13 protein-coding genes are annotated in these 13,365 nt (G+C 29.0%); all 13 read left to right on the forward strand.

Features of this window, described 5'->3' with window-relative positions; translation table 11 throughout:
- The first annotated feature begins 661 nt into the window (after positions 1-661).
- The 13 genes from N3D74_05830 (at position 662) to N3D74_05890 (ending at position 13,358) form a co-directional block, all read left to right on the forward strand.
- Positions 662-1,480: an alpha/beta hydrolase gene (locus tag N3D74_05830; GenBank protein ID MCX8095686.1), complete on the forward strand. Its 819-nt coding sequence runs from the start codon at positions 662-664 to the stop codon at positions 1,478-1,480.
- Between the two features lie 3 nt (positions 1,481-1,483).
- Positions 1,484-2,284: an alpha/beta hydrolase gene (locus N3D74_05835; GenBank protein ID MCX8095687.1), complete on the forward strand. Its 801-nt coding sequence runs from the start codon at positions 1,484-1,486 to the stop codon at positions 2,282-2,284.
- Position 2,285: 1 nt separating this feature from the next.
- On the forward strand, positions 2,286-3,272 hold the full coding sequence (locus N3D74_05840) for a ketoacyl-ACP synthase III (GenBank protein MCX8095688.1): 987 nt from the start codon (positions 2,286-2,288) through the stop codon (positions 3,270-3,272).
- A gap of 9 nt (positions 3,273-3,281) precedes the next feature.
- Positions 3,282-4,022: a 3-oxoacyl-[acyl-carrier-protein] reductase gene (fabG, locus tag N3D74_05845; GenBank protein ID MCX8095689.1), complete on the forward strand. Its 741-nt coding sequence runs from the start codon at positions 3,282-3,284 to the stop codon at positions 4,020-4,022.
- Positions 4,023-4,064: 42 nt separating this feature from the next.
- On the forward strand, positions 4,065-5,639 hold the full coding sequence (locus tag N3D74_05850; GenBank protein MCX8095690.1) for an ABC transporter substrate-binding protein: 1,575 nt from the start codon (positions 4,065-4,067) through the stop codon (positions 5,637-5,639).
- An 81-nt stretch (positions 5,640-5,720) separates the two neighbouring features.
- Positions 5,721-6,464 (forward strand): ABC transporter ATP-binding protein, encoded by a 744-nt coding sequence (locus N3D74_05855; GenBank protein ID MCX8095691.1) that lies wholly within the window; start codon positions 5,721-5,723, stop codon positions 6,462-6,464.
- 1 nt (position 6,465) lies between these two features.
- Complete coding sequence (locus tag N3D74_05860) at positions 6,466-7,170, forward strand: ABC transporter ATP-binding protein (GenBank protein ID MCX8095692.1); 705 nt, start codon at positions 6,466-6,468, stop codon at positions 7,168-7,170.
- A 2-nt stretch (positions 7,171-7,172) separates the two neighbouring features.
- Positions 7,173-8,039 (forward strand): branched-chain amino acid ABC transporter permease, encoded by an 867-nt coding sequence (locus N3D74_05865; GenBank protein ID MCX8095693.1) that lies wholly within the window; start codon positions 7,173-7,175, stop codon positions 8,037-8,039.
- 1 nt (position 8,040) lies between these two features.
- Positions 8,041-8,979: a branched-chain amino acid ABC transporter permease gene (locus N3D74_05870; GenBank protein ID MCX8095694.1), complete on the forward strand. Its 939-nt coding sequence runs from the start codon at positions 8,041-8,043 to the stop codon at positions 8,977-8,979.
- A complete protein-coding gene (locus N3D74_05875) occupies positions 8,976-10,208 on the forward strand; it encodes a TetR/AcrR family transcriptional regulator (protein MCX8095695.1) in 1,233 nt (410 codons plus the stop codon). Before N3D74_05870 ends, N3D74_05875 begins: the two co-directional genes overlap by 4 nt.
- The gene (locus N3D74_05880; GenBank protein ID MCX8095696.1) at positions 10,195-11,493 is read left to right on the forward strand and encodes a 4-hydroxybutyrate--acetyl-CoA CoA transferase; all 1,299 of its coding nucleotides are present in this window, start codon (positions 10,195-10,197) and stop codon (positions 11,491-11,493) included. The genes N3D74_05875 and N3D74_05880 overlap by 14 nt, the downstream gene beginning before the upstream one ends.
- Before the next feature lie 18 nt (positions 11,494-11,511).
- Positions 11,512-12,684 carry an acetyl-CoA C-acetyltransferase gene (locus N3D74_05885; GenBank protein ID MCX8095697.1) on the forward strand — a complete coding sequence of 391 codons (1,173 nt, stop codon included), beginning with the start codon at positions 11,512-11,514 and terminating at the stop codon, positions 12,682-12,684.
- Positions 12,681-13,358: a methyltransferase domain-containing protein gene (locus tag N3D74_05890; GenBank protein ID MCX8095698.1), complete on the forward strand. Its 678-nt coding sequence runs from the start codon at positions 12,681-12,683 to the stop codon at positions 13,356-13,358. The genes N3D74_05885 and N3D74_05890 overlap by 4 nt, the downstream gene beginning before the upstream one ends.
- Positions 13,359-13,365: the final 7 nt, after the last annotated feature.

Genomic DNA, 13,365 nt, shown 5'->3' on the forward strand with positions numbered 1-13,365 from the left:
TATATTTTTTTTATTATTTATTTTTAATAAGAATGCAAAATTACAAATTTTAAAAATTTTAGAACACCCCCCTATCTATACTTGTTAAAATAGCTAAAATATTAAAAAATTTAATACTTCACATAAATTATAGTTATATTCTTATTTATTCCATTCCTCACACACTAAACCCAAGATTTTCTGCAATAAACCTTAATAGTAAAATAGTCCTTCCATTTATAATTTCAGGATATACATTAAGGTTATTAGGATCAATTAATACTTCTTTTCAATTGATTTTTGCTTTATTTTTTTACTATACATAAACCAATTGTTATAATCTCTAAAACTATAATTACTTTTTTTTCTATTCAATCCCACTCTATCCAATATATTAATATTTATAAAATTTATAGTTCCAATAGATTTAGATAGAGAAAAGTCCAAAAAGAATTTTAATCAGTTGATTTATATAAAGCATAAGTGCTAATATACTATATTAATCTTATAAGGATTAATATCTATTGATAAAAATTTGCCATTTATCAAGCTATTATTAATTTGAATCCATATATTTTTTAATGTTGAAATTATTAATTTAAACCACTTGACAGAAAATAAAATTTTTTATAAAATTACATGTGATTCAGGTATTAAATTATACTTGAATCAGGTATAAAAAATGGGGTATTTGAACATTAATGAAACAAAAATTTATTATGAGATTCATGGAAAAGGGGAGCCTCTCGCCTTTCTAAATGGTATTTTTATGTCAACCTCAAGTTTTGCACAATTTATACCAATCTTTTCAAAAAAATTTAAACTTCTTCTTCATGATTTTAGAGGTCAATGGAATTCTGGAAAAGAAGGAGATGCTTATTCTCTTGAACTTCATTCAAAAGATTTTGTTGAAATTCTAAATAAACTTGAAATTGAAAAAATAAATATTGTTGGCATATCTTATGGTGGAGAAATTGCGTTAAATTTTTCAACACTTTTTCCAGAAAGGGTTAAATCTTTAATTATAATCTCATCTGTTAGTGAAATTGATAATGAATTAAAAGAAAAAATTGAAAGGTGGATTGAAGGTGCTAAAAGTAAAAATAGTTTAACTTTTATAAATTCATGGCTCAAAGATGTTTATTCAGAAGATTTTTTAAAAAAATATGAAAATTTTTTGAGAAAAAAACTTGAAGAGTCTCTTAATAGTTTTGATTATGATGCATCAATTAAACTAATGAAATCATTTCTTAATCTACATGAGAATCCATTAACTCCTTATTTGAAAAATATATCTGTTCCAACATTAGTTGTCGCAGGAGAATTTGACACATTAAAACCTCCTAAATTTTCAAAAATTATTGCTAAAAATATACCTCAAAGTGAATTTGTAATTATTGGAAATTCAGGCCATGCAATCACGGTTGAAAGATTTGAAGAGATAAAAACAGTTATTTTAGGTTTTCTTGAAAAAATTTCTTTAAATGAAAGGAGTGAATAGTTTATGGGGTATGTTAAGGTTAACGATTTAAACCTTTATTATGAAATTTATGGTGAAGGAGAGCCTCTTGTTTTTATAGAAGGTCTTGCACAAAACATATTAATGTGGAAATATCAGATTGAAGAACTAAAAAATCATTTTAAAATTGTTGTTTTTGATTTAAGGGGAAATGGAAAATCTGATAAACCTATTTCAGGTTACTCTGTTGATACTTTTGCAGATGACACAATAAGTTTAATAAGAGAATTAAAATTAGAAAAACCAAACATTCTTGGTGTTTCATTAGGGGGCTTTGTGGCTTTAAAAGTTTTATATAAATATGGAAAAGAAATTAATAAAGGTGTTTTAGTTAATACATCTTTTGGAGGACCAAATTATATTCCCCCATCAATGGAAGTTTTAAATATCATGATAACTGGTGGAGGTGGTAAAACTCCTTTTGAAAAAGGTTTTAACTCTTTATCTCTTGGTTTCACAGATAAATTTATAAAGGAAAAGAGAGGAGTGATTGAAGAAATTGTTAAGTCTCTTCTTGAAAATCCTCAACCTCCATATGCTTATCAAGGTCAAGCAATGGCTGGAGCAAGTTTTAATATGGAAAAAGAAGTAGAAGAAATTGAGAATGAAGTTTTGGTTGTTATTGGTGAAAAAGATAAAATTGTACCAAAACAAAATGGTTTGAATTTAAAAAATAAATTGAAAAATTCTAAACTCCATATAATAAAAGATGCTGGCCATCTCTGTTTCATAGAAAAATATGAAGAGTTCAATGAAGTTGTAAAAAATTTTTTATTAGGGAGGTAATATGATTACTACAAGAATTTTATCAACAGGAATTTATTCTCCTCCATTCACCCTGACAGACAAAAAAATTGAAGAGATGTATGGAAAAGATATCAGGGATTGGATGGTTGAGAAATTGGGAATTTATGTCAAAAAAATTTCAGAATCATGGGAAGGAGCTTCTGATCTTGCAAAAAAAGCAGGAGAAGAAGCACTTAAAAATGGAAGCTTAAGCCCAGAGGATATTGATCTTCTAATTGTTGCAACAGACACACCAGATTTCTTTTCACCTGCAACATCTTCAATAGTTCAAGCAAAACTTGGATTAAAAAACGCTGCTACTTTTGATGTTAATTGTGCATGTGCTGCTTTTGTTACTGCTCTTGATATTGCAACAAGATACCTTCTTACAGAAGATAAAATGAAAAAAGCGATGGTTATTGGAACTTATGCTATGACAAAATTTTTAAACTGGGATGATAAAATAACAGCACCAATGTTTTCAGATGGAGCAGGAGCAGTTATTTTAGAAAAAATTGAATCTTCTGAAAAAGGCTTCATTTCTTCGAAACTTTTTGCAGATGGAACTTTTTGGGATTATCTTGGTTTATATCTTGGTTCTGGTGCTGTTCCAACACCAGAATACATTAGAACTGGAAGACATTTTGTTAGATATAACAAAAGATATCCAGATGTAAATTCTGAAATGTGGCCAAAATTAATAAAAGAAGTTGTTGAGAAAGGAGGTTATAAAGTAGAGGATATTGATTTTGTTTTATTTACACAAGTTAGAAAAGTAACAATTGAAGATGTTATGAAGGTTTTAAATCTACCAATGGATAAAACTCATATGGTTATGGATAAATTTGGATATACTGGTTCTGCTTGTATACCTATGGCTCTTCATGATGCGCTTATAAATAACAAAATAAAAAAGGGTGATCTTGTTGTTATGTGTGCTTCTGGTGGTGGATATGCAATGGCTGTTTACTTCATGAGGTACATTTAAGGAGGTAAAATGAAATTTTTAGATAAAGTTGCAATAATAACAGGCGGAGCAAGGGGAATTGGAAAAGAGTGTAGTTTACTTTTTGCTAGAGACGGAGCAAAAGTTATTATTTTTGATGTCAATGAGGAAGAACTAAATAAAACTCTTGATGAAATAAAAAATGAAGGTTTATATGCTGAAGGATATATTATTGATATAACAGATTTTGATAAAGTAAATGAGACAGTTAATTTAATATATGAAAAGCATAAAAGAATTGATATTTTAGTTAATAATGCGGGTATCACAAAAGACAATTTTCTTACAAAAATGACAAAAGAAGATTGGGATAAAGTAATTGCAGTTAATCTTACAGGAACATTTAATCTTACAAAAGCAGTTATACCTTTTATGTATGAGAAAGAGAGTGGAGTTATTATAAATGTTTCTTCTGTTGTCGCAATATATGGAAATATTGGTCAAACAAATTACATTGCAAGTAAAGCAGGCGTTATTGGATTGACAAAAGGTTGGGCAAAAGAGTTCGGAAAGAAAGGGATAAGAGTTAATTGTGTTGCTCCAGGATTTATAAAAACTCCTATGACAGAAAAAGTCCCAGATAAAGTTATTGAATACATGGTTTCAAAAACTCCTCTTGGAAGAATGGGTGAAGCAGTAGAAGTTGCAAAAGCAATTTGTTTTTTAGCCTCTGATGAAGCATCATTTATCACAGGGGCAATTTTAAGTGTTGATGGTGGTCTTACAATTTAATTTTTTTAAAAATATTTATATTTTAAAAAGGAGGTTTTTAAAATGAAAAAATTAATTTTGGTGCTTTTGATTTTAACCCTATTTTTAGGGGTCGTGAGTATTCCAAGAGCAAAAGCACAAAGGGAGTTTTTCCTTGTTTTAACAGTTGGTATTAAGAGTTATGTTTTAAATGGAATGCAACTTCAAATGGATGTTGAACCAGAAATAGTAGCAGGAAGAACTTTTGTTCCATTAAGATTAGTTGCTGAAACATTTGGAGCAGAAGTTGGATGGGATGCTAAAGTCAAAGAGGTTACAATTAAACAGGAAGGAAAAGAAATTAAATTAAAAATAGGTTCAACTTCTGCAACAATTGATGGTAAAGCATATACTCTTGAAGCTCCACCTTATATTAAATCTGGTAGAACAATGGTTCCAATAAGATTTATTTCTGAAGCACTTGGTCTCTCTGTTTACTGGGAACCACAGAGAAAACTTGTTTACATAAGAAGTAAAGCAAAATATTCTGTACCAGGAATATCACAAGATGAAATAAAAATTGGAACATTTGCTGCTTTAACTGGTCCAGTAGCAATAATAGGTGTTCCATTTAATCATGGATTCCAAGCATATATAAACTGGATAAATGATCAAGGCGGTGTTTATGGAAGAAAAATAAAAGTAATAACTTTTGATGACCAATTCAACCCTGCATTAACAGTAACTGGTGTTAAAAAGATGGTTGAAGAAGATAAAGTTTTTGCTATTGTTGCAGGATTAGGAACACCAGGATGTCTTGCTGTTATGGATTATTTAAATCAAAACGGAGTTCCATTTGTTTATCAAGGTTCAGGTTCCTCTCTCCTCGCAATACCTCCAAAGAAATATGTTTTTGCAGTTCAACCAAACTATATTAACGAAGGTCAAATTTTTGTAAAATATATTACTCAAGAGTTAAAAATGAGTAAAATTGCGCTTCTTTATAGAGATGATGATGCGGGTAATGAAGGAAGAAAAGGAGTTGAGAAAGGAATTGAGCGTTTTGGAGGCCAAATTGTTCTTAAATCTCCATTCCCAGGAACAGAAACAGATTTTACATCTTATCTACTTAAAGTAAAAGATAGTGGTGCAGAAGCATTAATTGTTTATGAACCAACAAGTAGTGCAAATGTTGCTAACATTTTAAAGACAGCAAAATCTTTAGGGCTCACTCAAAAGATATTCCTTCCATATCCTCATTCAGGAATTTATGCAGCAGCAGGAGATGCAGCAGAGGGTGTATATGTAACAGGATGGGCTGATTTTTCAAATCCAAATGATCCAGGAGTTCAAAAGTTCTATGAAATATGGTTAAAATATTATCCAAAAGATAACCCACTTCTTTTCTCATATGCAGTTGCAGGATTTATTGCAGGTGAAATTTTTGTAGAAGCACTTAAAAGAGCAGGACCTTATCCAACAAGAGACGCTATAGTTTGGGCACTTGAAACATTCTATGGATGGAGTGGTTATGTTGCAAAGGATATAAATTATGCTCCTAATGAAAGATCAGGTAAATACTCAATGTTCTTTATGAGAATTGAAAAAGGTCAACTAATTAAAGTTTCAGACTGGATTTCAGTTTATCAAAAGCCATAAAAAGGTTTTAGGTAAGTTTAGGGACCCTCTGATTTATGAGGGTCCCTTTCTTTTATTATATGAAAGGAGTGTGTCTTAACTGTGCTAAAAATTGAAAATCTTACAGTTGAATTTGGAAGTTTAGTTGCAGTTAATAATTTTAATATGGAAGTTAAAGAGGGGGAGATACATGGATTAATTGGTCCAAATGGTGCTGGAAAAACAACTGTTTTTAATGCAATTTATAATTTCGTTCCATATAAAGGAAAAATTTTATTTTTAGAAAAAAACCTTAAAAATTTTCCAACTCATATATTAAGTTATCTTGGGATTTCAAGAACATATCAAAATTTATCTCTTTTTCCAACTTTAACTGTTTACGATAATATTGCTTTGGGTTTATATTCAAAACTTAAGAGCAATTTTTTTAAAGATATTGTTGGTTTTGATATTTTAAAAAGTAAAGATGTTAAAAACAAAGTTTTTGAAATTACAAATTTACTTAATATAACTTATTATCAAAATACATATCCAATTTTTTTACCATATGGTATTCAAAAGTTAGTTGAACTTGGAAGAGCATTAATTGGTGAACCAAAACTACTTCTTTTAGATGAACCAGCAGCAGGTTTAACAAAAGAAGAAAAGGTTAATTTAATGGGAATTTTAAAAAAATTAAGAGATTTAGGTTACACAATTTTAATTGTTGAACATGATATGGAGTTGATAATGGATATTTCAAGTGTAATAACAGTTATGAGTTTTGGAAACAAAATTAGTGAAGGACCTCCAGATTTTGTATCTTCTGATAAAAAAGTAATTGAAGCATATTTAGGGGAGGGGTAAGATGTTAAAAGTTGAAGAATTACATGTATCTTATGGTCCAATTGAAGCAATTCATGGTGTAAGTTTTGAGATAAAAGAAAAAGAGATTGTTTCAATCTTAGGTTCAAATGGAGCGGGTAAAACAACAATTTTAAAAACAATTTCAGGTATCTTAAAACCAAAAAGTGGAGTTATAACATTTAATGGAAAAGTTATAAATGGACTTGATCCAACATTTATTGTTAAAGAGGGAATAATTCATGTTCCAGAAGGAAGACACATATTTCCAGATTTATCTGTAAAAGAAAATTTATTTTTAGGAGGTTATTTTTTAAATCAAAAAGAAATTAAAGAAAGATTAGATTATGTTTTTTCTATTTTTCCAATTTTAAAAGAAAGAATAAATCAAAAAGCTGGATCTCTTTCTGGTGGAGAACAACAGATGCTTGCAATTGGAAGAGGTCTTATGGCAAAACCAAAAATACTACTTTTAGATGAACCATCTCTTGGGCTTGCTCCTATTGTTATTACAACAATATTTAATATTTTATTTGATCTTTCAAAAAAAGAGGGTTTATCAGTTCTTCTTGTTGAACAAAATGCAAAGAAGGCACTAGCAATATCAGATAGGGCGTATATTTTAATGAATGGAATGATAATTCTTTCAGGAAATAGTTCAGAACTTAAAGAGAGAGAAGAAGTTAAGAAACTTTACTTAGGGAGGTAAAGATGATTCTTTTGAATTTAATTTTTAGAGGTCTTATTAATGGTTCAATATATTGTTTAACAAGTATGGGTATTGTTTTAATTCTTTCTACAACAAATGTTATGAATTTTGCTCAAGGTGATATGGGAATGCTCCTTGCATATTTTGCTTTTTTCCTTCTTTTAAGAAATATGCCTTACCCAGTTGTTATGGTTTTAACAATTTTACTTGGACTTGTTTTGGGAATTTCTCTTGAGAAATTTTTAATGAGTAGAGCAAGAAAAGTTTCTCACATTGGAATGGTAATGATTACTCTTGCTTTAACAATGATTTTCGAAGGATTTATAGGATATTTTTTCGGAACAGTTCCAATGCTTTTTCCAAAAGCTGTTTCAGGACCTCCAGTTAATATAGGAGGAGTTATTTTAGATAGACAAGATATTTTTACTTTTGTTGTTTCAATTTTTGTTTTACTTATCTATTTTACTCTTTTATATAGAACAAAAATAGGAATTGCTTCAAGAAGTATATCACAAGATGAATATGGGGCGAAAATTCTTGGAATTCCAATAAATTCAATTTATCTTTTTATTTGGTCATCTGCATTTGCAATTGCAGGACTATCTGGAATGCTTGTTGCTCCTAGACTTTCACTTGAACCAACATTTATGATAGTGATTCAACTAAAAGGTTTTATGGCAGCAGTTTTGGGAGGAATGAACTCCATTGTCGGTGCAGTTTTAGGAGGTTTCCTACTTGGAATAATAGAAAATTTAGTTGCTTTTTATATTCCTCAAATTAAAGATAGTTTTTCACTAATTTTAATTGTACTTGTTCTTCTTTTCTTACCGAGTGGTATTTTTGGAAAAAGAGAGGTAAGGAGAGCATAATATGAAAAAGTATTTACCTTATATTTTATTAATTTTTGTATTATTTTTGCCATTAATTTTTAAAGCAAGACCATCTTTAATAGGATATCTTAATTTAGTTTTAATATTAGGTATTTCAGCCCAAGGGTTAAACCTTCTTTTAGGAATTGGAGGTCAAATTTCTTTAGGCCATGCTGCATTTATGGCAATTGGTGGTTATACATCTGCAATTCTTGTTATGAACTACAATTTTCCATTTATAATTGCAATGATTTGTGGTATTTTACTTTCTGCATTTTTTGGTTTAATAATTGGATTTCCTTCTCTTAGACTCAAAGGTTTTTATCTTGCAATTGCAACTATGGCGCTTGGAAGTGTTGTTCAAGATGTGATAAAAAGATTGAATATAACAGGTGGAGATCATGGATTAAGAAATATTCCCTCTATTAAAATTTTTGGTTTTGAATTTACATCTAACACATCAAGATTTTATTTAATACTTGCTTTATTTATAATTATAATTATTATTTCAAGAAATTTTGTAAAGAGTAGGAGTGGCAAATCTTTAATTGCAATGAGAGATTCAGAGTATGGTGCATTAACTGTTGGAATAAATATAACTAAAGCAAAACTTCTTGCTTTTGTTCTTGCTTCTTCTTTTGCAGGTCTTGCTGGTGTTTTATATGCTCATACGATTTCATACTTACATCCAATGAATTTTGGTCTTGCTTTATCTGTTGAACTTTTAGCAATGATAATAATTGGTGGTTTAGCAACACTTTGGGGTCCAATTTTAGGTTCTCTTATGTGGATAATGCTTCCACTTATAATAGGAAGTAGATTTGAAATGTTATCAAATGTATTTTTTGGGATTGCAGTAATTCTTGTAGTTTTGTTCCTTCCAAGAGGTCTTTCTGAAATAATTTTTAAGATAAGAGAGAGGATAAAGTTTATAGAATGAATAAAAGTGCTCTTTCTAAAAAAGGAGAGGCAACAAGAAATAGAATTATAGAAAATGCAATAAAAGTTTTCAGAGAATATGGTTTTAGTGAAAGTTCAATTAAAAAAATTGCCGAATCAGTTGGATTAAAAAACTCTTCAGTTTATAGATATTTTAAAAATAAAAAAGATCTATTTAATTTTATAATTAAAGATTTTGAAAATAGATTAATTGAAAGAGTTAAAGAGAGAATTAAAGAAGAAGATAAAATTATTGATAAGATAGAAAGATTTATAATTGAATATATTGGATTTATAAAAGATAATAGAGAAATTTATGATATTTTTAGAGAGGCAGAATTTGTTAACCTTTCACTTACAAAATATTATTACAAAAAACTTGTAAATATTCTTATAGAGATTTTTAATGGAAAAATTAAAAAATGTGATTGCGAAGCACTTTCTTATTCAATTCTTGGATCATTTTATTTTATAATAATAAATTATTTTATTTGGGAAGATAAAGATTTAAGTGATAAACAAATTAAATCTCTTTTAGAATTTATAAAATATGGAATAGATAGAAAAGGAGATTTTGTTCCATATTTAATTGAAGAGAAAAAATTCAAAGAAGAAGAAAAGAAAGAAAAAGAGAAAAGAGGAGATCGGACAAAAGAGAAAATTTTAAGGATTTCTGAAAAACTTTTTGGGAAAAAAGGTTTTTCAAAAACACACATATCACATATTGCAAGAGAATCAAATATAGGAATAGGAACAATTTATCTATATTTTAAGACAAAAAAGGAACTCTTAAAAGAGGTTGTCTCTTATCTAAATAAATCTTTAAGAGATTATATTAGTTATTATATAAAGGATTTTAAAGATAGAAGAGAAATTGAAAATGCTGGTTTTCAAGCCTTTTTCTATTTGTTTAAAAATTTAGGTTATAGATATAGAATAGTAAGAGAGTCTGAATTTGTAGATAAAGAAATTGGGTCATGGTATTACAAAAGAATATCATTTTCCTACACAAAAAGATTAAATGAAGGAATGGAAAAAGGTGAAATAAAAGAGTTAGACCCTGAAATTTTATCTTTTTCTCTTATGGGAATAGGTCACACTTTAGGAATGAGATATTTTGTTTTAAAAAATGATGGAGATATTAAAAAAGATTCTATTTTGACAACTCTAAATTTTATAATGCATGGTCTTAACTATTTTTTAATGGAGGAAAATTATGAAAAAAATTGATGAGTATAAGAGAAAATTAATTTCAATAGATGAACTTTTAAATAAAATTAAAGATGGTGAAACAATAGTAGTAGGCCTTGGTGGTTCTCAACCATTCGGTTTTTTATCAAATCTTCACAAGATAAAAGATAGAGTAAAAAATGTAAAAATAATAACATGCTTATTACTTAAAGATTATGAATTTTTAAAATACACTGGAAGAGAGGAGACACCATTCATACTTGAAAGTTGGTATTTATCTGATTTTGAAAGAAAAGTTTACAATGAAGGTAGAGCAACTTATATTCCAAATAACCTTCATAGAGCAGGAATAGAGAAAATTTCAAATGAAAAAATTGATTATTTTATAGGAACTGCAACGCCAATAGATGAAAAAGGTTTCTTTTCTTTATCACTTTCACTTGTTTATGAAAAAGAGATGATTGAAAATGCAAAAGTTAGGATTTTAGAAATAAATGAAAATTTACCAAAAACTTTTGGAGATACATCTATCTTTATAGATGAAGTTGATTATATAATAGAGAACACAATACCTCTTCCTGAATTTCCATTTATTGAACCAACTGAAACTGAAAGAAAAATTGGAGAGTTCATATCAGACCTTATAGAAAATGGTTCAACTATTCAACTCGGTATTGGTGGAATTCCGAATGCAATAACAAAATTTTTGATGGATAAAAAAAATTTAGGAATTCATACAGAGATGATAACAGATGGAATGGTTGATCTTGTTGAAAATGGTGTTGTAACAAATAGAGAAAAAACAATCTGGAAAGGAAAAACAATTGGCACTTTTGCACTTGGAACAAAAAAACTTTATGATTTTATAAATAATAATTTATCTGTTGAACTTCATAGAGGTTCAGTTGTTAATGATCCTTATATAGTAAGACAAAATAATAAAATGATAAGCATAAACACATCTCTTATGGTTGATTTAACAGGTCAAGTTTGTTCTGAATCTTTTGGATGGAAACAATTTACAGGCACTGGTGGCCAACTTGATATGCATAGAGGTGCTCAGATGTCGAAAGGTGGAAAGGGAATAATTGCTTTAAGATCAACTGCAAAAGGAGGTGAAGTTTCAACAATTGTTCCAGTTTTACCTGAGGGTAGTTATATAACTGTTCCAAGACAAGACACTGATATTGTTGTGACTGAATTTGGAGTTGCAAAACTTAAAGGTAAAAGCACAAGAGACAGAGCTCTATCTTTGATAAATATTGCACATCCAGATTTTAGGGATAAACTGATTTTTGAAGCAAAAAAATTAAATTTAATATAAAGGAGGTTTATTTTTAAAATGAGTGAAGTTTTTATAAGTTTACCATTAAGAACTCCAATTGGAAAATATGGGGGAAGTTTAAAAGATATTGAGGCACCGAGACTTGCAGGTTTTGTTATAAAAGAGATTCTAAATAGAAGTAAGTTAAATCCTCAAGATATAGATGATGTTATTTTAGGAAATGTAGTTACAGCTGGTGAAAAGATGAATCCTGCCCGTCAAGCAGCTATTTTTGGAGGAGTTAGTGATTTTGTTCCTGCATTCACTTTAAACAGAGTTTGTGGTTCAGGTCTTCAAGCAGTAATCTCAGGTGTTATGGAAATTGAAGCACTTTATGCAAAAGTTGTAATTGCTGGTGGAATGGAAAATATGGATATGTGTCCATATCTAATTATGAATGGAAGATGGGGTTATAAAATGGGCGATGGTGTTATTTACGATTCGATGTTAAGAGATGGATTAAATGATGCTTTTACAGATAAACATGCTGGTTTAATAACAGAAGAGTTTTTAATTCCAAAATATGGAATTTCAAGAGAAGAGCAAGATAAGTTTGCTTATGAAAGTCATATGAAAGCATCAAAAGCACAAGAAGAAGGAGTTTTTAAAGATCAAATTGTCCCAATAAATTTAAAAGATGGAACAATTTTTGATTTTGATGAATCAGTTAGAAAAGATACAACAATAGAAAAACTCTCAAAACTTAAACCAGCATTTAAAAAAGATGGAACAATTACAGCAGGAAATGCTCCGGGACTAAATACAGGTGCAGCATGTATGATTTTATCAAATTATGAAAAAGCAAAAGAATATAACTTCGATATTTTTGGAAGAGTTGTATCTTATGGAGTTAGTGCAGTTGACCCTAATATGTTTGGAATTGCTCCAGTTTATGCGATTAAAAAAGCACTTGATAGAGCTAATTTAAAAATAGATAATATTGACATATTTGAAATAAATGAAGCTTTTGCAGCAATTGCATTAGCAATTAAAAAAGATTTAGGAATTCCTGATGAAAAGCTTAATGTCAATGGAGGAGCGATTGCTTTAGGTCATCCAATTGGAGCAACTGGTGCTATTTTAGTTGTAAAACTTCTACATGAACTTAGAAGAAGAAAAGGAAAATATGGGGTTGCATCTCTCTGTATTGGGGGAGGTCAGGTGCTAGCAATAATAGTTGAAAGGGTATGAGTGAAAAACCAATTTTTGATGATATAGCAAATTATTATGACAAATGGTTCGAAACTCCACTTGGTAGAAAAATATTTGAAAGTGAAAAAAGAGCAATAGAAAATTTAATTGAAAAAGGAGAAGGAAAACTTGCTCTTGATCTTGGGATTGGAACAGGACTTTTTACTCAAATTTTAAGAGATAAAGGTTATAAAGTTATTGGAATTGATATTTCAGAGGAGATGCTTAAAATTGCAAAATTAAGGGGGTTTGAGGTAATAAAACATGACTTTAATGAACCTCTTCCTTTTGAAAATAACTATTTTGATTTAGTTTTTTCAATGACCTCAATAGAATTTCTTAAAGATCCAAGAAAACTTTTTAATGAGACAAGAAGAGTTTTAAAAGAAAATGGCCTTTTTTTACTCATAACTTTAAATTCGCTCTCTTTTTGGGCAATTAAAAGAAGAATAGAGGGAATTTTTAATAAGAATAACCTATTTAATAAAGCAAAGTTTTATTCTCCAAATTCTTTAAAAAACTTTTTTAGAAATGGTTGGGAAATATTAAAATGTGAAAGCAAAACTTTTATTCCTCCATGGAACCCAATATTTCCAAATTTTTGGGAGAAGTTCTTTTCAAAAATTTTTCCTTTTTCAGGTGCTATTTCTATTATTTTATTAAAGAAAAAATAAGGAGGTG

The organism is Caldisericia bacterium (assembly GCA_026414995.1).
In the GTDB taxonomy this organism is placed as follows: Bacteria; Caldisericota; Caldisericia; order B22-G15; family B22-G15; genus JAAYUH01.